The organism is Bradyrhizobium sp. SZCCHNRI3043, assembly GCF_032377735.1.
GTDB lineage: Bacteria > Pseudomonadota > Alphaproteobacteria > Rhizobiales > Xanthobacteraceae > Bradyrhizobium.
This window is the reverse complement of the sequence record NZ_JAUHID010000029.1, coordinates 1-19,363: the sequence shown is the minus strand read 5'-3', so window position 1 is coordinate 19,363 and position 19,363 is coordinate 1. Positions and strand designations below refer to the sequence as shown.

15 protein-coding genes and 1 other RNA gene are annotated in these 19,363 nt (G+C 66.2%); 8 read left to right on the top strand and 8 right to left on the bottom strand.

Annotated elements, in window-relative coordinates:
• The 3 genes from QX124_RS30640 to ffs all read right to left on the bottom strand — a co-directional run bounded on the left by QX124_RS30640 (position 1) and on the right by ffs (position 2,492).
• Positions 1–321, bottom strand: a complete 321-nt coding sequence (locus tag QX124_RS30640; protein WP_315775610.1) for a YbaB/EbfC family nucleoid-associated protein — start codon at positions 319–321, stop codon at positions 1–3.
• A 103-nt stretch (positions 322–424) separates the two neighbouring features.
• Positions 425–2,263: a DNA polymerase III subunit gamma/tau gene (locus QX124_RS30635; RefSeq protein ID WP_315799187.1), complete on the bottom strand. Its 1,839-nt coding sequence runs from the start codon at positions 2,261–2,263 to the stop codon at positions 425–427.
• Between the two features lie 132 nt (positions 2,264–2,395).
• Positions 2,396–2,492: signal recognition particle sRNA small type (gene ffs / locus QX124_RS30630), an RNA gene on the bottom strand.
• Between the two features lie 145 nt (positions 2,493–2,637).
• On the opposite strand from ffs, the gene QX124_RS30625 reads away from it, so the two are divergent.
• From QX124_RS30625 to QX124_RS30605, 5 genes are all read left to right on the top strand, one after another.
• The gene (locus QX124_RS30625) at positions 2,638–3,057 is read left to right on the top strand and encodes an HIT family protein (RefSeq protein WP_315734951.1); all 420 of its coding nucleotides are present in this window, start codon (positions 2,638–2,640) and stop codon (positions 3,055–3,057) included.
• A 3-nt stretch (positions 3,058–3,060) separates the two neighbouring features.
• Positions 3,061–4,005 carry an NAD(+) diphosphatase gene (gene nudC, locus QX124_RS30620; protein ID WP_315773626.1) on the top strand — a complete coding sequence of 315 codons (945 nt, stop codon included), beginning with the start codon at positions 3,061–3,063 and terminating at the stop codon, positions 4,003–4,005.
• A gap of 130 nt (positions 4,006–4,135) precedes the next feature.
• A complete protein-coding gene (locus QX124_RS30615) occupies positions 4,136–4,636 on the top strand; it encodes an Lrp/AsnC family transcriptional regulator (RefSeq protein ID WP_315773624.1) in 501 nt (166 codons plus the stop codon).
• A 112-nt stretch (positions 4,637–4,748) separates the two neighbouring features.
• A complete protein-coding gene (locus tag QX124_RS30610) occupies positions 4,749–5,078 on the top strand; it encodes a hypothetical protein (RefSeq protein WP_315799186.1) in 330 nt (109 codons plus the stop codon).
• A 20-nt stretch (positions 5,079–5,098) separates the two neighbouring features.
• Entirely contained in the window at positions 5,099–6,565 is a 1,467-nt protein-coding gene (locus QX124_RS30605) for a methyl-accepting chemotaxis protein (RefSeq protein ID WP_315799185.1), read from the top strand.
• A gap of 63 nt (positions 6,566–6,628) precedes the next feature.
• Here QX124_RS30605 and QX124_RS30600 read toward each other — a convergent pair whose 3' ends face one another.
• The 4 genes from QX124_RS30600 to QX124_RS30585 form a co-directional block, all read right to left on the bottom strand.
• On the bottom strand, positions 6,629–8,128 hold the full coding sequence (locus QX124_RS30600; protein WP_315773620.1) for a phosphomannomutase/phosphoglucomutase: 1,500 nt from the start codon (positions 8,126–8,128) through the stop codon (positions 6,629–6,631).
• A gap of 224 nt (positions 8,129–8,352) precedes the next feature.
• On the bottom strand, positions 8,353–8,853 hold the full coding sequence (locus QX124_RS30595) for a TIGR02281 family clan AA aspartic protease (protein WP_315799204.1): 501 nt from the start codon (positions 8,851–8,853) through the stop codon (positions 8,353–8,355).
• A gap of 160 nt (positions 8,854–9,013) precedes the next feature.
• Positions 9,014–11,488, bottom strand: coding sequence for an ATP-dependent helicase HrpB (gene hrpB, locus QX124_RS30590; protein ID WP_315799184.1), 2,475 nt, complete (start codon positions 11,486–11,488; stop codon positions 9,014–9,016).
• Positions 11,489–11,617: 129 nt separating this feature from the next.
• Positions 11,618–12,937, bottom strand: coding sequence for a UDP-glucose/GDP-mannose dehydrogenase family protein (locus QX124_RS30585; RefSeq protein WP_315799183.1), 1,320 nt, complete (start codon positions 12,935–12,937; stop codon positions 11,618–11,620).
• Positions 12,938–13,088: 151 nt separating this feature from the next.
• Between QX124_RS30585 and QX124_RS30580 the strand changes: the two genes are divergently transcribed.
• Positions 13,089–14,141 carry an acyltransferase family protein gene (locus tag QX124_RS30580; RefSeq protein WP_315799182.1) on the top strand — a complete coding sequence of 351 codons (1,053 nt, stop codon included), beginning with the start codon at positions 13,089–13,091 and terminating at the stop codon, positions 14,139–14,141.
• A gap of 8 nt (positions 14,142–14,149) precedes the next feature.
• On the opposite strand, the gene QX124_RS30575 is transcribed toward QX124_RS30580, so the two are convergent.
• The gene (locus QX124_RS30575; protein WP_315799181.1) at positions 14,150–15,118 is read right to left on the bottom strand and encodes a quinone oxidoreductase; all 969 of its coding nucleotides are present in this window, start codon (positions 15,116–15,118) and stop codon (positions 14,150–14,152) included.
• A 99-nt stretch (positions 15,119–15,217) separates the two neighbouring features.
• Here QX124_RS30575 and QX124_RS30570 point away from each other — a divergent pair, with 99 nt between their 5' ends.
• Entirely contained in the window at positions 15,218–16,072 is an 855-nt protein-coding gene (locus QX124_RS30570) for a LysR family transcriptional regulator (RefSeq protein ID WP_315799180.1), read from the top strand.
• A gap of 72 nt (positions 16,073–16,144) precedes the next feature.
• Positions 16,145–19,210: a DNA polymerase I gene (gene polA, locus QX124_RS30565; protein ID WP_315799179.1), complete on the top strand. Its 3,066-nt coding sequence runs from the start codon at positions 16,145–16,147 to the stop codon at positions 19,208–19,210.
• Positions 19,211–19,363 lie beyond the last annotated feature (153 nt).

The following is a 19,363-nucleotide window of genomic DNA, read 5'->3' as shown; positions in this document are numbered from 1 at the left end:
CTAACCGAAACCGAAGCCCGGCGGCAGGCCGAGCTTGCCGGTGATGGCCTGCATCTTCTCCTGCATCGCGGCTTCCGCCTTGCGCCGCGCATCGCCATGCGCCGTGACCAGCAGGTCCTCCAGGATCTCGGCCTCCTCCGGCTTGAGCAGCGACGGATCGATCTTGACGCTCTTCACGTCCATCTTGGCGGTCATGCGCACGGCAACCAGACCGCCGCCCGAGATGCCCTCGACCTCGACGTTGCCGAGTTCCTCCTGCATCTCCTGCATCTTCGTCTGCAGCTGCGCCGCCTGTTTCATCATGCCGAGAAAGTCAGCCATCGGAGCACCTCATCATCAGCCATCTTGTTGAGCATGATCTCCGCGCAAACGCCTTTGGCGTTTGTCGCGAGGAAAACCGGTTTCCACTTTTCCGGATCATGCTCTAGAAATCATCATCGTCGGACTCGTCAGGCGGCTCGACAGCACTGGCGTCCGATTCGGGCGGCTCGGGGGCGAGCCGGCGCACTTCGACCACCTTGGTGCCCGGGAACCGCGCCAGGATCTCCTGCACGCGCGGATCGGCCTCCGCCGCCGCCTCGCGCTCGCTCTTGGCGCGCAGATTCTGCTCGCGCAAGGTCGCCTGGCCCGGCTCGTTGGAAACGATCACCGTCCAGCGCCGGCCGGTCCAGTCCTCCAGCTTGCGCCCGAGGTTCGAGACAAGCGAGCGCTGCGCCGTCCGTTCCAGCGCGATCTCCAGCCGTCCCTCCTCGAAGCGGACCAGCCGCACGTCCATCTCGAGCGCGCTCTTGGTGATCAGGTCACGGTTCTTGCCGGCCAGCGCGACGAGTTCCTGAAAGCTCCCTATGCGCAGTGCGGGCTGGTCCTGTGATGCCGGCGACGGCTGCGATGACATCGCCTGCGGGCGCATCGAACCGCCGACCGCGGCGAGCGTCGGGCCTTGCGCGCGCGGCGCCTGCATCGGCGCCGACGTCATCACAGGCGGCGCCCCCGCGCTCATGCCGGATGCCGGCGCAGGGCGCGCCCCGCCGCCGTTCGTGACGATCGGCGAGCCACCACCGCTCTGCTCGATCATGCGAATGGCTTCGTCGGGTGTCGGCAGATCGGCCGCGTAGGCGATGCGCACCAGCACCATTTCCGCCGCTGCAGCCGGGCGCGTCGCGCCTTGTGTCTCGGCGATGCCCTTCAGCAGCATCTGCCACATCCGCGACAGCACCCGCATCGACAGCTTGGTGGCGAAGTCGCGCGCGCGCAGCCGCTCGGTCTCGCTGAAGGCGACGTTGTCGGCCGTGGCCGGCACGACCTTCACCCGGGTGACGAAGTTCACGAACTCGGCCAGATCCGACAGCACGACCACGGGGTCGGCGCCGACGTCATATTGCTCGCGGAATTCCTTGAAGGCGGCGGCAATGTCGCCGCTGGCGAGATGGTGGAACAGGTCGATCACGCGGGTGCGATCGGCGAGGCCGAGCATCTGCCGGACATCGTCGGCGCGGACCTCGCCGGCGCTGTGCGCGATCGCCTGATCGAGCAGCGACAACGAATCGCGCACCGAGCCTTCGGCGGCGCGCGCGATGATGCCGAGCGCCTCGGGCTCGATCGTCACGCCTTCCTTGGTCGCGATGCCCTGGAGATGCTTCATCAGCACCTCGGCCTCGACCCGGCGCAGATCGAAGCGCTGACAGCGCGACAGCACCGTCACCGGCACCTTGCGGATCTCGGTGGTGGCGAACACGAACTTGGCGTGCTCCGGCGGCTCCTCCAGCGTCTTCAGGAAGGCGTTGAACGCCGCCGTCGACAGCATGTGGACTTCGTCGATGATGTAGACCTTGTAGCGCGCGCTGGCCGGCGCATAGCGGACGCTGTCATTGATCTGGCGGACGTCGTCGACGCCGGTATGGGACGCCGCGTCCATCTCGAGGATGTCCATGTGCCGGCTTTCCATGATCGCCTGGCAATGGGTGCCGAGCACCGGCATGTGGATGGTCGGCCCCTTCACCGAGCCGTCCGGCAGCTCGTAATTCAATGCGCGGGCGAGAATGCGGGCGGTGGTCGTCTTGCCGACGCCGCGGACGCCGGTCAGAATCCAGGCCTGCGGAATCCGGCCGGTCTCGAACGCGTTCGAGACCGTGCGCACCACGGCCTCCTGGCCGATCAGATCTGCGAAGCTGGCGGGGCGGTATTTGCGCGCCAGCACCCGGTAGGGCTTGGCGGGAGCGTCGGCGCTGTCAGGCGGAACAGGTGGGGCGCCAGCGTCGGTCATCGAGCGATCCGCAAGTGAGTATTCCAGGCCGGCATCGATCGCGGGTCGTCGACGCAATCAGCCGGAGCGCGGTCGAGCGCCCGCCCTGCGCGGGGTCCCCGCCATCTTTGCGCGATTCGCTCGAGAAAACAGGTAGGAGACTGACGAGCGACCCGATCCGGACCTCGTTAGGGCTGCTTCCTTCCGGACCTGACCCGGTTGGCGAGTGGCTCGTCCACCGCCAATCTCCCGCTGCCTATTTGGGGCCAAACGGTCCGGAAAGCAAGCGCGAGCTTCGCCGGGGCGGCCCACCGCCCCGCGGGCTTGTGCCGCAGCTCGGAAAGGCTTTAGGTGCCGTCGAATTCCCCGCCAGACCGTCCGCCAGGAACCGCCGCATGCCCGAATCAGCCTGGTCGCTGCATCCGCAACTTGCGAAGGATACGATCGACATTGGCGACCTGCCGCTGTCCCGCGTGCTGGTGATCAAGGACGCGAACTATCCTTGGCTGCTGGTGGTGCCGCGCCGCGAGGGCGCGGTCGAGATCATCGATCTCGACGAGGTCGCGCAGGCGCAGCTGATGACCGAGATCACGCGGGTGTCGCGCGCGCTCAAGGAGATCACCAAATGCGACAAGCTCAACGTCGCCGCGCTCGGCAACATGGTGCCGCAGTTGCACGTCCACATCATCGCGCGACGCACAAGTGACGTGGCCTGGCCGCGACCGGTGTGGGGCGCCGCGCCGCCTGTGCCGCACGATGCGCAGGAGGTGCAGCAGTTCATCAGCGCTGTCAGGCGCAAGATCTGGTTAGGGTAAGAGATGTCGCCATTCGACTTGTTTCCGCTCGGCAAGCCGGCCTTCGTCAGCCATCCAATCGATCGCGCCGCCCATCTGCGCTTCCATGATGACAAGCTGATCGCCTTCGAGAGCAATCCCTCGACGCGCGCCTATGTCGTGCACCGCGATTCGCTGGTGCTGAAGCGCGACGGCGACCAGCTGCGCGCGCTGCTGTCGATCGACGAGGCGCTGAAGTTCGGTGCCAATCCGGGAACGATCTTCCTCGGGCTGCAGGACGGCGCGGCCGTGTTCGGCATGGGCATCTCGCCGGCCGCCGTCGAAAAGCTCGCCGGGCGCGACGATGTGTCGGTCGCCGAGCTGCGCGGGATGGCGATGCAGGGTGCGACCCCGGTCGACCAGCTGGCGACGATCGCGATGGCGAAATCCCTGGTGTCCTGGCATCAGCGTCACGGCTTCTGCGCCAATTGCGGCGCCAAGACCGCGATGCGCGAGGGCGGCTGGAAGCGCGAATGCCCGAGCTGTAAGACCGAGCATTTCCCGCGCACCGATCCGGTCGTGATCTCGCTGGTCGCTTCCGGCGACAAGTGCCTGCTCGGGCGGCAGAAGCAGTTTCCGGCCGGCATGTATTCCTGCCTCGCCGGCTTCGTCGAGGCGGCCGAGACGATCGAGGACGCCGTCCGGCGCGAGGTGTTCGAAGAATCCGGCATTCGCTGCACCGACGTGACTTATTACATGACCCAGCCCTGGCCCTACCCGTCGTCGCTGATGATCGGCTGCAGCGCCCGGGCGCTCAACGAAGACATCGTCATCGACCGTAACGAGCTCGAGGACGTGCGCTGGTTCAGCCGCGACGAGGCCCGGCAGATGCTGGTGCGGCAGCATCCAGATGGCTTGGCGGGACCGCATCCGTTCGCCATTGCTCATCATCTGGTCGGCCGCTGGCTGAAGGAGAACGACGAGCGGTAGCAGGAAACCAGCCTACCCCTCCGCGGAAGCGGCCAGACCCGGCCGCAACGGGCTGAACGGCCGATCCTTGCCTTGGAACGATTTTCTCTATATGAGGGTTTTATAGCCTTCATATGGAACAAGTTTCTCCATGACCGATGTCGCCGCCCAAAGCTCCGAGGCCAATCGCCGGCTCGATGCCATCGACCGCAAGATTCTGATGGTCCTGCAGGAGGACGCTTCGCTGTCCGTCGCCGAGATCGGCGACCGGGTCGGACTGTCGTCGACACCGTGCTGGAAGCGCATCCAGCGGCTGGAGGCCGATGGCGTGATCCTGCGCCGGGTGGCCCTGGTCGATCAGAACAAGATCGGGCTCGGCATCTCCGTGTTCGTGTCGGTGGAGAGCGCCGACCATTCCGAGGCCTGGCTGCGCAAATTCGCCGAGGCGGTCAGCTCGATGCCGGAGGTGATGGAGTTCTACCGGATGGCCGGCGACGTCGACTACATGCTGCGCGTCGTCGTTGCGGACATGCAGAGCTACGATGTCTTCTACAAGAAGCTGATCAGCGCGGTGCCCCTCAAGAACGTCACCTCGCGCTTCGCCATGGAGAAGATCAAGTCGGTGACGGCGCTGCCGGTGCCGCCGGTCTGAGCCGAGCATTCCGGGCAGCTTCGACGTTGCAGCGCTAGCGTCCCGGACCTCGGTCGTCATCCCTAACAAACGTTTACCTGAAGTTATTCCCATCCCTCTATTCTTGGATGCGATGACGTCCGGTGCAACCATACCTCAGCCTTCGCGCGCCTGGCTCAATGCCACGGCGCTCCTGATCGCGAGCTTTGTCGCGGTTGCTGCGCTGTCACTCCAGGTGCGCATGGGAAGCGAAATCGTGGCCGTCGCTTTCCCACCTTGGTGGAGCGCGCAACAGGCGATGCTCGCTGCGGCCTCGGCTGACGCCGCTCTCGTGCGCACGACGACCGTTTCATCGCTGCTGGTCGTCCGTCCCGGCGAACACGACGGCTTGGCGCGGCTGCGCGAGGCTGGAGCCTGGCTCGTCATCGATCCGCAGGCGGTGTCCGCCTGCTTTGCAAAATGATCTCTTTGGGGGAATAGGAAATGACCGTCGAGACCAGCGATCTGGCAACCCTCCGGCACACGACCAGCAAGCTTCTGCTGGCGGTGCTCTGGGTTCACGTTCCGCTCTCCCTCATCATCGGGCTGTCGCGCGGCGACTGGTTGATGCCGACCATGCTCATGGTCGTCATGGCAGTGGTGGCAACCCTTTCCTGGCGCAGCGCTGGCGACACTTTGTCGACCCAGCTCACCGTCGCAGTCGCCGTCATGGGCGGCGTATCCGTGCTCGTCTACCAGATGTCCGGACATGCCTGGCAGATCGACATGCACATGTATTTCTTCGCGGCGCTGGCCTGTCTGGTCGCATATTGCGACTACCGGCCGATCCTGGCCGGCACCGTCGCCGTCGCGCTTCACCATCTGGTCCTGAACTTCGTCTTTCCTGCAGCGATCTACCCGGGCGGCGCTGATTTTGGCCGCGTTGTGCTGCATGCGGTCATCCTGCTGATCGAGGCCGGCGTTCTCATCGCCCTCGCGCTCAAGCTGACGCAGTTGTTCGAAACCAGCGCGCGCAAGACCGCGGAAGCCGAATCGGCGATCGCTGCCGAGGCGCGCGCCAACGCCGAGCGGTTCGAGGCCGAGCAACGCGTCAAGCAGCAGACCGATCTTGCCCGGCGCGAGCTGGCAGAGGGCTTCGAGTGCAAGATCGGCGGCATCGTCGAGGCGGTGGCCGTCGCCGCCAACGAGATGCAGAGCCTGTCCTCGTCGATGAGCCGGAGCAGCGCCGAGTCCTCGCGCCAGACGTCGGCCGCGGCCGGCGCCTCGCAGCAGGCGTCGACCAATGTCGAGACGGTCGCTGCCGCAACGGAAGAGCTGACGGCCTCGATCAACAACATCTCACAGCAGGTGACGCGCTCGGCGGAGATCGCCGCGAAGGCGGCGGACGAAGCTCGCCGTACCAACACGGTGGTCGAGAGCCTGGCTGCCGGCACCCAGAAGATCGGCGAGGTGGTGACGCTGATCCAGACGATCGCCAGCCAGACCAACCTGCTGGCGCTGAATGCCACCATCGAGGCGGCGCGCGCTGGCGAGCACGGCAAGGGCTTCGCCGTCGTGGCAAGCGAGGTCAAGGCGCTCGCCAACCAGACCGCGAAGGCCACCGAGGAAATTTCCAGCCAGGTGCAGAGCATCCAGAGCGCCACGGGGGACGCCGTCAGCGCCATCCAGGCGATCGGGGGAACGATTGCCGAGATCGACGAAATCTCCAAGGAGATCGCCACCGCGGTCGAGCAGCAGGGCCTCGCCACCGGAGAAATTTCCGGCAACGTGCAGCAGGCGGCCGAAGGCACGCGGCTTGTCAGCCAAAGCATGGGAAGCGTGACCCGTGCCTCCGACGAGACCGGCAGCGCCGCCTCGCGCCTGCTGGAGTCGGCGAACGGACTATCCTCGCAATCCACCCGGCTCAAATCCGAGGTCGATCAGTTCCTGAGCTCCCTGAGGGCCGCTTGATCCCATCGAATAGGATGGGATCAGCGCGAGCATCGGCCCTAGCGCGACATCATCAACGCGGCCTCAGATCGTCTGGTTGTAGGCGCCGACTTCGGGATGCGTCCGCAGCACCTCGTTGACCGCCTCGAACATGTCGTGCATGCGCCGCTCGGACACCGGGCTTTCGACCACCACCACGAGCTCGGGCTTGTTGGATGACGCTCGCACCAGACCCCAGCTGCCGTCCTCGACCGTGACGCGGACACCGTTGACGGTGACGAGATCGCGGATCGGCTGGCCCGCCACCTTGCCGCCCTGCTGCTGCAGCGCCTGGAAGTGCCTCACGACGGCGTCGGCGACGCCGTATTTGACCTCGTCGCCACAATGCGGCGACATGGTCGGCGACGACCAGGTCTTCGGCAGCGCGTCCTTCAGGTCGGCCATCGACTTGCCCGGCGCCCGATCGAGCATTTCGCAGATCGCGATCGCCGAGACCAGACCGTCGTCATAGCCGCGGCCGAACGGCTTGTTAAAGAAGAAGTGGCCCGATTTCTCGAAGCCGGCGAGCGCGCCGAGCTCGTTGGTGCGGCGCTTCATGTAGGAATGGCCGGTCTTCCAGTAGGCGGTCTTCGCGCCCTGCGCCTGCAGCACCGGATCGGTCATGAACAGGCCGGTCGATTTCACGTCGACGACGAACTGCGCATTCTTGTGGATCGCCGACATGTCGCGCGCCAGCATCACGCCGACCTTGTCGGCAAAAATCTCCTCGCCGGTGTTGTCGACCACGCCGCAGCGGTCACCGTCGCCATCGAAGCCCAGGCCGACATCGGCCTCGTGCGCGAGCACGGCGTCACGGATGGCGTGCAGCATCTCCATGTCTTCGGGATTGGGATTGTATTTCGGGAAGGTGTGATCGAGCTCGGTGTCGAGCGGGATCACCTCGCAGCCGATCGCCTCCAGCACCTGCGGCGCGAACGCGCCCGCGGTGCCATTGCCACAGGCCGCGACCACCTTGAGCCTGCGCTTGAGCTTGGGACGGCTGGTGAGGTCGGCGATGTAGCGCGCCGGATAATTCTCGTGAAATTGGTAGGAGCCGCCACCGCCGTTCTTGAACTCGGCGTTGAGCACGATCTCCTTCAGCCGGGTCATCTCCTCGGGCCCGAAGGTGAGCGGACGGTTGGCGCCCATCTTCACGCCGGTCCAGCCGTTGTCATTGTGCGAGGCGGTCACCATGGCGACGCAGGGCACGTCGAGATCGAACTGCGCGAAATAGGCCATCGGCGTCACCGCGAGGCCGACGTCATGCACCTTGCAGCCGGCGGCCATCAGGCCCGAAATCAGGGCGTATTTGATCGAGGCGGAATAGCCGCGGAAATCGTGCCCGGTCACGATCTCCTGCTTCACGCCGCGTTCGGCGATCAGCGCGCCCAGCCCCATGCCGAGCGCCTGCACCCCCATCAAATTGATCTCCTTGTTGAACAGCCAGCGCGCGTCATATTCGCGGAAGCCCGTCGGCTTCACCATTGGCTCGGATTCGAAGGCGTAGGTATTGGGAACCAGGACGGGCTTGGGTTTCGGAAACATCAGGAGACGGCCTCGGCAATATCACATCAATGGAAGAAGGCGTTCATGCTTAGCACGACGTCAGACAACAGTGTCAGAAGGCAGAGGAATGCAGGCAACAATCGGGCAGGACCGCTCGAGCAGGCCACCCGACGAACTATTCAATGACTGCGACTCGGGATCGGCCTGCCTGCCGGTATGTGGGGGCCGGTGACGCGCGAAACAACATTCCGCTTCGGTGCAGCCTACTGCTCCAGCACCATCTGGCCGTTGGCGTAAGCGAAACGCTTCAGCTTGGACAGGAAGGACAGGCCGAGCAGGTTCTCCGACAGCGCGGTATCGGGCAGCACCAGCGCGTCGACGTCACGCACGGTGAGCTCGCCGAGCTCGACCATCGCAAGCCTGGCCCGCGCGGCCTTCACGGTGCCGTTGGCCGTGGTCACAGTCGCCGTGTAGTCGCCGCGCGCCGGACGCAGGCCGAAACGGGCGGCCGAGCTCTCGTTCAGCGCGACCATCGAGGCGCCGGTATCGACCATGAAGCTGATGCGCTGGCCGTCGATGCGGCCGTCGGCGCGGAAGTGACCGCGGCGGTCGGTCGGAATGCTCAGGCTGCGCTGGCCCGCGGCAGACGGTTCCGCCGTGGCAACCCGCGCGGACGGTGTCGCGGATGCCGACGCGGGGGTCAGGCGATCGGCCAGTTGCGCCATGAAGGTGCCGAGACCGACGAGAACGGCCGCAAAGATCATTATGTTACGCATGACGCAAACGCCCGACTTTACCCCGCAACCGATTTGACCATCAAAGCCGCTGACGGGCGACTGCGAGCGACCGGCTGCCGCCGCCATTTTGGCGAAAACGATGAGCGAAGCGTTAACGACACGACAGCGGCGGTACAATTTGCATGAGCTACGTCCCCCGCGGCTTGGCACGCCGGGTCGGCTCGGCATGGGCCGGATCATCAGGCCAGGGATGGCGCGGATAACGACCGCGCAGGTCGGTACGGACCGCGGCATAGGAGCCGCGCCAGAAGCCGGGCAGATCGCGCGTCACCTGCACCGGCCGCTGCGCCGGCGACAGCAGCTCCAGCACCAGCGGCACCGCGCCGCGCGCGATCGAGGGGTGGACGTTGAGCCCAAACAGCTCTTGTAGCCGGACGGCAATAGTGGGCCCCTGCTCGGCCTCGTAGTCGATGGCCAGCATGGTGCCGGTCGGCGCCTCGAAATGCGTCGGCGCCTCCCGGTCGAGCCGGGCCCGCAGATCCCAGGGGAGCAGTGCCATGACGGCATCCGAGACGTCGCCGGGCGAGACATCCTTGAGCGAGGTCTTGTCGGCCAGCAGCGGCACCAGCCAGTCCTCGCGCCGCTCGGCGAGGCCCGCATCCGACAGGTCCGGCCAACTGTCGCCTTCCGCCTTGCGCAGGAAGGTGACGCGGTCACGCCACTGCTTGGCGGCCTTCGACCACGGCAGCCGGTCGAGCCCGGCCGCGCAGATCCCTTCCGCGAAGATGCGCGCGGTCTCCTCCGACGGCGTCAGCGCGACCGGCGCATCGGCCATGGTGATCGCATGCAGCTTGCGCCGGCGGCGCGCCCGCAACGCCATCGCGTCTTGATCGAAGCTGACCTCGTCTCTCGCTTCGATATGCGCAGCAAAATGCCGATCGATATCCTCGATCGCCAGCGGCGCCGCCAGCAGGATGCGGCCGCTGGCCGCCGTTCCCGTCAGCTCACCGACCGCGATATAGGGTACGCGCGCCAGCGACGAGGTCGGCTCGACCGCGGCGCCGCGGCCATTGGCGAGCACGAAGCTGGCATTGCCGCGGTTGCGCGCGACCCGGTCCGGAAAGGCAAAGGCGAGCATCAAGCCGGTGCTGAGCTGCCCTTGCACTTGTGGGGAGAAGGCCGCCCTGACCTGCTGCGCCCAGCGCCGTGCCATGTCACGCGCACTCTGCGCCCGTTGCGAGCGGTCGCGACGGAACTGATCGAGCCTGACCTCGAGATCAACGCTGTCGCCGCCGAGCCCGCGCTCGGTCAGAATGGCGGCGATGTCGGCGGCCTGCGCGGCGGCGCCATAATCAGCGGCGTCGACGATCATGCGGGCGAGCCGCGGCGGCAGCGCCAGTGCCCGCAGGCGGCGGCCCTCGTCGGTGAGGCGACCTTCTTCGTCGAGAGCGTCGATCTCGCGCAGCAGATCACGCGCCTCCTTCCAAGCCGGTTGCGGCGGCGGATCGAGGAAGCTCAGCGCGGAGGGGTCACTGACACCCCATTGCGCCAGATCGAGCACCAGCGAGGACAGGTCGGCGCTGAGAATTTCCGGCTGCGTATAGGCCGCCAGAGAGGCCGTCTGCGGCTCGTCCCATAACCGGTAGCAGACACCAGGCTCGGTGCGGCCGGCGCGGCCGCGGCGCTGATCGACGGCGGCGCGCGAAGCCCGCACCGTCTCCAGCCGGGTCAGGCCGATGTCCGGCTCGTAGCGCGGCACCCGGGCGAGCCCGGAATCGACCACGATGCGGACGCCTTCGATGGTCAGCGAAGTCTCGGCAATCGAGGTCGCCAGCACCACCTTGCGCTGCCCTTTTGGGGCGGGCGAGATGGCTCGATCCTGCACGGTGGCCTCGAGCGCACCGAACAGCGGCACGATCTCAACGCTGGCATCGTGGACGCGCTCGGCGAGCATGGTCTGGGTGCGCCGGATTTCGGCGGCGCCCGGCAGGAAGGCGAGCACGGAGCCGGCATCGGCGCGCAGCGCGCTGGCGATGGTCTCGGCCATCTGGCGCTCGACCGGCGCATCCGGCTTGCGGCCGACATAGCGGGTCTCGACCGGATAGGCGCGGCCCTCGCTCTCGACCACCGGTGCATTGCCGAGCAGGCTGGCGACGCGGGCGCCGTCGAGCGTCGCCGACATCACGAGAATGCGGAGATCCTCGCGCAGCCCCTGCTGCGCGTCGCGCGCCAAAGCGAGGCCGAGATCAGCATCGAGCGAGCGCTCGTGGAATTCGTCGAACAGCACGGCGGCGACGCCGGTCAGCTCGGGATCATCCAGGATCTGCCGCGTGAAGATGCCCTCGGTGACGACCTCGATGCGGGTCGCGCGCGAGATCTTCGAGCCGAAGCGCACGCGGTAGCCGACGGTGTCGCCTACGCGCTCGCCGAGCGACTTCGCCATCCGCTCGGCGCTGGCGCGGGCCGCGATCCGGCGGGGCTCCAGCACGATGATCTTCTTAGTTCCGACCCACGGCGCATCACGCAAGGCCAGCGGCACCCGCGTGGTCTTGCCGGCGCCGGGCGGCGCCACCAGAACGGCGGTGTTGCTGCGTTCGAGCGTGCCGGACAGTTCGTCCAGCACGGCATCGATGGGCAGCGGTGTATCGAAGCGAAGGGGCAATCGTTGAACCCGTCATTGCCCGCGACGGCGGACAATCCAGTAGACGCAGATCTCGCGGATGACGAAGATCGAGGCTACTGGATACCCCGCCTGCGCGGGGTATGACAACGTCATGTCACGCTCCTCGCATCACGCGCCCTTCACCGACGGCCTGCCCACGCTCTCGTAGACGAATCCGTGAGCGGCCATCTCGTCGGGGCGGTAGACGTTGCGCAGGTCGACGACGACCGGATGGGCCATCACCTCCTTGAGGCGATCGAGATCCATGGCGCGGTACTGCACCCATTCGGTCACCAGCACGATCGCATCGGCGCCCGTCGCGCAGTCATAGGGATCGTCGAAATAGGCGATCTCCGGCAGTTCCTTCTTGGCCTGCTCGATGCCGACCGGATCATGCGCGCGCACCTTGGCGCCCATGTCGAGCAGCCCGGTCACCAGCGGGATCGACGGCGCCTCGCGCATGTCGTCGGTCTCCGGCTTGAAGGTGAGGCCGAGCACCGCCACCGTCTTGCCGCGCAGATTGCCGCCGACCGCATGCGCGACCTTGCGCGCCATCGCTCGCTTGCGGTTGTCGTTGACGGCCAGCACCGATTCGACGATGCGCAGCTGCGTGTCGTAGTCCTGCGCGATCTTGATCAGCGCGCGCGTATCCTTCGGAAAGCACGAGCCGCCGAAGCCCGGACCGGCATGCAGGAACTTGGAGCCGATGCGGTTGTCGAGACCGATGCCGCGCGCCACCTCCTGCACGTCGGCACCGACCTTCTCGGCGAGATCGGCGACCTCGTTGATGAAGGTGATCTTGGTGGCGAGGAACGCGTTGGCGGCGTACTTGATCAGCTCGGCGGTGCGGCGCTCGGTGTACATCATCGGCGCCTGGTTCAACGACAGCGGGCGATAGATGTCGCCGAGCACCTTGCGGCCGCGCTCGTCCGCGGTGCCGACGACGATGCGATCGGGCCATTTGAAATCGCGGATCGCGGCACCTTCGCGCAGGAATTCCGGATTGGAGGCAACGACGACATCGGCCGTCGGATTGGTCTCGCGGATGATGCGCTCGACCTCGTCGCCGGTGCCGACCGGCACCGTCGACTTCGTCACGACCACGGTGAAGCCGGTGAGGGAGGCTGCGATCTCGCGCGCTGCGGCATAGACGTAGGTGAGGTCGGCGTGACCGTCGCCGCGTCGCGACGGCGTACCAACCGCGATGAACACGGCATCGGCCTCCGCAACCGGCTGCTTGAGGTCCGTGGTGAAATCGAGCCGCTTGGCCTTGACGTTGGCCGCGACCAGCGCATCCAGGCCGGGCTCGAAGATCGGGATTTCTCCGCGATGCAGCGCGGCGATCTTGCTCTCGTCCTTGTCCACGCAGGTCACCTGGTGGCCGAAATCGGCGAAGCAGGCACCGGACACCAGCCCCACATAGCCCGTGCCGATCATCGCAATTCGCATCGAAACCCATCCTTCAAGGTTAATACTTTCGCGTCTTAAACCATTTGCGGTTCAAGGGGAATTTAGAAAACGGCATGACGTTTGGATGACAAGGAGGAGTATTAACGGCTCTGCCCGACAATGCGGCAGCTCCGCGCCAAAGAGGGACAGCATGACCGCAAATGGTACGCCGAAATCGGCCGGAACCGAGGCGCGCATCGACTGGGTCGACTACGCCAAGGGTATCTGCATCATCATGGTCGTGATGATGCACTCGGTGCTCGGCGTCGAGCTGGCCGCCGGCGAGACCGGCTTCATGCACGCCGTCGTCGCATTCGCCAAGCCGTTCCGGATGCCCGACTTCTTCCTGATTTCCGGCCTGTTCCTGCCGCTGGTGATCGACCGGGATTGGCGCACCTATATCGACCGCAAGGTCGTGCATTTCGCCTATTTCTATGTGCTGTGGGTGACGATCCAGTTCGGCTTCAAGGCGCCCGGCTTCGCCGCGGCCTCCGGCTGGCAACATGCCGGCTATCTGTATCTCGAATCCTTCGTCGAGCCGTTCGGCACGCTGTGGTTCATCTATCTGCTGCCGATCTTCTTCGTCGTCATCAAACTGACACGAAAGCTGCCGGTGCCGGTGATCTGGGGCATCGCGGCGGGCCTGGAAATGTCGCATATCGTCACTGGCTGGACCGTGATCGACGAATTCTGCGCCCGCTTCGTCTACATCTATTCCGGCTATCTGTTCGCGACCACCATCTTCGCGCTGTCGGACCGCGCGCGGGCGCAGCCGATACTCGCCATCGTCGGCCTGCTCGCCTGGGCGGTGATCAACCAATCGCTGGTGAACCTCGGTGTCAGCGAATGGCCGGCTGTCTCCCTCATGCTTGGCTATGCCGGCGCGGTCGCCATCATCATCGCCGGCACGCTGCTGCCGCGCGCGCAACTCCTCAATGCGCTGCGCTTCTGTGGCGAGCATTCGATCGTGATCTACCTCGCCTTCTTCCTGCCCATGGCAGCCACACGCACAGTCCTGCTGAAGACCGGGGTGATCGGGGACATCGGAACGATCTCGCTGCTGGTCACGATCGCCGGCGTGCTCGGCGCGCTCCTGATCTGGCGCCTCGCGCTCCGCGTCGGCGCCCGCTTCCTGTTCGAACGCCCCATCGCGTTCTGGATCGCGCCGCCGAAGCCGAAAGCCGTGTTGCAGCCGGCTGAGTAGCCTCACCGTCAGGGCACCAGAAGCAGCGCGCCACGGCTGCGGCCGCTCTCCAGATCGATATGGGCCTCGACGACCCGCGCCAGCGGATACGCGGTGCCGTGGCCGACGAGATCGCCATCGGCGAGCGCGGCGAGAACCGTCGCTGCATCCCTGCGATAGTCGGCGACATCGTTGACATGGGCCATCACGCTCGGGCGTGCCAGCGACAGGCTGCGGCGCGGCCCCAGCTCCTCGACGGCAAGGCTTGGAATTGGACCGCCGGACTGACCGATGCTGGCGACCGTCCCGAACGGCCTGACGCAGGCGAGCGTTTGCGCAAGTGTCTTGCCGCCGACGCCATCATAGGCGACATCGACGCCGCGCCCGTCGGTCAATCGCTTCACGGCATCGACAAAGTCAGCATCCCGGCCGACGATCAGATGGTGCGCGCCAGCGGCACGCGCGAGCTCCGCCTTGGCCTCCGAGCTCACCGTGCCGATGACGGTCGCGCCGCGCAGCCGAGCCAGTCGCGTCAGCACCTGGCCGAGCCCGCCGGCGGCACTGTGCACCAACAGCGTCGTTCCGGCTCCGACGGCATAGGTACGATTGAGCAGCATCACCGCGGTGATGCCTTTCAGCAGGGTCGACGCAGCGCTCGCTTCAGACACGGCGTCGGGCAGCGGCATCGCGCGCCAGGCGGGCAGATTTCGCTCCGAGGCATAGGCGCCGACCGGGGCGCCGGCATAGGCGACGCGGTCGCCGACGGACAACTCTGTCACGTCCGCGCCTTTCGCCGTCACGATCCCCGCCCCTTCGACGCCAGGAATTCCATCGGGCAGCGGATAGAGGCCGCTGCGCTGGTAGATATCGATGAAGTTCACGCCGATCGCGGTGTGGCGCAGCCGGATCTCGTTGGCGCCCGGCGCCGGCAGCTCAACATTCTCCAGCACCAGATTCTCCGCGCCACCGGGTGACTTCAGTCGAACGATAGCAACCATGCCCTTCTCCACACATCTTGCCTTGATCCGGACAGTGTGGTCAGCGTTGGCATTCTGCGGAATTGCCCAATTTGGCTCCTCTATTGTGAATATTCGAACATGCGGATCGACTGGACCGACCTTCACCACTTCGTGACGCTGGCCCGCGAGGGCACGCTGTCGGCCGCAGCACGTGGTCTCGGCGTCGATCATGTCACGGTGGCCCGCCGGGTCGCGGCCCTGGAACGGGTCACCGGGCTGAAGCTGGTCGACCGCCGAGCGCGGGCCTATGAGCTGACCGAGGACGGCCGCCGCCTCGCCGCGGCCGCCGGCCCGATGGAGCAGGCCGCGTTCGCGATCGAGCGCGCCGTGGTCGCATCGCGTCCCGGTCTGGCCGGTGAGGTCTCGGTCAGCGCGCCGCCGACGCTCGCCAACAGGCTGATCGCGCCACGGCTGGTCGAGCTGCACCGACGGCATCCCGCCATCATCATCAAGCTGATCGGCGAGAAGCGCAGCGCCTCGCTCAACCGACGGGAAGCCGACATCGCTCTGCGACTGTCGCGTCCCGACGAGCCCGGCCTGATCGCACGCAAGATCGGCCGCTTCGGCTTCAACCTCTACGGCGCGCCGCACTATCTCAAGGAGACGCCGCAGCATGCGCTCGGATTCATCGCCTATGATGCCAGCATGGACTCGGCACCCCAGCAGCAATGGCTGAAGGCGGTCGCCGGGCAGCGCACGATCGTGTTTCGGAGCAGCGATCTCGAGAGCCAGGCCGCAGCGGCGCGCGCAGGGCTGGGGCTCGCCGCCCTGCCGCATTTTCTCGGCGATCATGATCCTGACCTCACCCGCTTCGAAGCCGGCGGCGCGGCCATCAGCAGGGACATCTGGCTCATCGTTCATCGCGACCTCAGGCGCACGCCCCTCATTCGCGCCGTCATGGAGTTCCTGACCCGCTGCGTCCGACCGGACTGAGGGGCGGAAAAATCCGGTGCGCATGGCGTCGTCACGGCTGTCAATGCGAGCGAAAATCCCTACATTGCGGCCATGCCCAAAGCTCCCCAGAAAGCCGCCGCCACGCCCGCCGCTCCCGCGCCTGCCGCCGCCAAGGGCGCGGCCAAGGGCGACCATGTGTTCCTGGTCGACGGCTCGTCCTACATCTTCCGCGCCTATCACGCGCTGCCGCCACTCAACCGCAAGTCCGACGGGCTGCAGGTCAATGCCGTGCTCGGCTTCTGCAACATGCTGTGGAAGCTGCTGCGCGACATGCCCGAGACTGACCGTCCCACGCATCTGGCCATCGTGTTCGACAAGTCCGAGGTCACGTTCCGCAACAAGATCTATGCCGACTACAAGGCGCACCGGCCGCCGGCGCCCGACGATCTGATCCCCCAATTCGCGCTGATCCGCGAGGCGGTCCGCGCCTTCGAGCTGCCCTGCCTGGAGCAGGCCGGCTACGAGGCCGACGATTTGATCGCGACCTATGCGCGGCTTGCCTGCGAGCGCGGCGCCACCACCACCATCGTGTCCTCCGACAAGGATTTGATGCAGCTCGTCAACGACTGCGTCACGATGTACGACACGATGAAGGACCGCCGCATCGGCATCGCCGAAGTCATCGAGAAGTTCGGCGTGCCGCCGGAGAAGGTGGTCGAGGTGCAGGCGCTGGCCGGCGATTCCACCGACAACGTACCGGGCGTGCCCGGCATCGGCATCAAGACCGCCGCGCAGCTGATCACCGACTATGGCGATCTCGAAGGGCTGCTGACGCGCGCGGGCGAGATCAAGCAGCCGAAGCGGCGCGAGGCGCTGATCGAGAACGCCGAGAAGGCGCGGATCTCGCGCCAACTGGTGCTGCTCGACGACAAGGTCGCACTCGAGGTGCCGCTCGACGACCTCGCGGTGCACGAGCCGGATCCGCGCAAGCTGATCGCGTTCCTGAAGGCGATGGAGTTCACGACGCTGACGCGCCGCGTCGCAGAGTATTCGCACATCGATCCCGCCGACGTGTCGGCGGATGAGCAGTTGAAGAGTGGTGCGGGCACTGCTGCCTCCGTTCCCTCCCCCCTTGTGGGGGAGGGTCAGGGAGGGGGGCGCCCCACCAACGGTGCCTCCGCAGCACCCCTCTCCCCAGCCCTCCCCCACAAGGGGGGAGGGAGCCCTCGCACCGGTGATCCGCGTACCGACAAGTCGGCGATGAGCAAGGGCACGCCGGCGAGCCTCGCGGAATCCAGGGCGGAGGCGGCGAAGAGCGGGCGGATCGATCGCGACAAGTACCAGACGCTGCGTAGCCTCCCAGAGTTGAACACCTGGCTCGCGCGCATCCATGACTTCGGCCGCGTCACTCTCGAGGCCAAGGCCAGCTCGATCGATCCGATGCAGGCTAGCTTGTGCGGCATCGCCCTGGCACTTGCGCCGAATGAGGCCTGCTACATCCCGCTGGCGCATCGCCAGGCCGGCGATGGCGGCGGCCTGTTCGACGCCGGGCTCGCGCCGGACCAAATCAAGGAGAGCGATGCGCTCGCCGCGCTGAAGCCGGTCCTCGAATCCACAGGGCTGCTCAAGATCGGCTACAACATCAAGTTCATCGCCGTGCTGCTGGCGCAGCACGGCATCACGCTGGCGAATGTCGACGACATCCAGCTGATGAGCTACGCGCTCGATGCCGGGCGCGGCTCGCACAAGCTCGAGTCTCTGGCCGAGCACGTGCTCGGCCACGCCGTGCTCGGCGAAAGCGAGCTGATCGGCAGCGGCAAGAACAAGCTGACGTTCGAGCAGGTCGCGATCGACCGGGCCACGGCGCATTCCGCCGAAGCGGCCGATGTCATTCATCGCGTCTGGCGCGTGCTGAAGCCGCGCCTCACGGCCGAGCGCATGACCGCCGTCTACGAGACCTTGGAGCGGCCGCTGGTGCCGGTGCTCGCGCGCATGGAGCGGCGCGGCATCTCGATCGACCGCCAGGTGCTGTCGCGTCTGTCCGGCGATTTCGCCCAGACTGCCGCTAGGGTCGAGGCCGAGCTGCAGGAGCTGGCCGGCGAGCCGATCAATGTCGGCAGCCCCAAGCAGATCGGCGACATCCTGTTCGGCAAGATGGGCCTTTCGGGTGGCACCAAGACCAAGACCGGCGCCTGGTCGACGTCCGCATCGATTCTCGACGACCTCGCCGAGCAAGGCAACGAGTTCGCGCGCAAGATCCTGGAATGGCGCCAGGTCTCGAAGCTGAAATCGACCTATACCGATGCGCTGCCGACCTATGTCAACCCGCAGACGCATCGCGTGCACACCACCTACGCGCTGGCGGCGACCACCACCGGCCGGCTGTCGTCGAACGAGCCGAACCTGCAGAACATCCCAGTCCGGACCGAAGATGGCCGCAAGATCCGCCGCGCCTTCATCGCGACGCCGGGCCATAAGCTGGTGTCGGCCGACTACTCGCAGATCGAGTTGCGGCTGTTGGCGGAGATCGCGGACATCCCGGTGCTGAAGCAGGCGTTCAAGGACGGGCTCGACATTCACGCGATGACGGCGTCCGAAATGTTCGGCGTGCCGATCAAGGACATGCCGAGCGAAGTCCGCCGCCGCGCCAAGGCGATCAATTTCGGCATCATCTATGGCATCTCCGCCTTCGGCCTTGCCAACCAGCTCGGCATCGCCCGCGAGGAGGCCTCGGCCTACATCAAGCGCTATTTCGAGCGCTTCCCGGGCATTCGCGACTACATGGATGCGACCAAGGAGTTCTGCCGCAAGCACGGCTATGTCGTCACGCTGTTCGGCCGCAAGTGCCATTACCCGGAGATCAAGGCATCGAACGCCTCGGTCCGCGCCTTCAACGAGCGCGCCGCGATCAACGCGCGGCTGCAGGGCACCGCAGCCGACATCATCCGGCGCGCCATGACCCGCGTCGAGGAGGCCCTGGCGCAAAAGAAGCTGTCGGCTCAGATGCTGCTGCAGGTGCATGACGAACTGATCTTCGAGGTGCCGGACGACGAGGTCGCCGCGACCTTGCCGGTGGTGCAGCACGTCATGCAGGACGCCCCCTTCCCCGCCGTGCTGCTCTCGGTGCCGCTGCACGTCGATGCGCGGGCCGCCGACAATTGGGACGAGGCGCATTGAGCTGATTGCGGTGATCTCTGCTTCGTCATCGCGAGCGCCGAAATCCGTCCACGAGCGAGATGCCACCCTCCCCTGGAGGGCTACGGGATTCCCGGTTTTATGCTTTGGGTTGCAAGTAGATAGCCTTCAAGCATTGCAGCGAGACGATCCCAG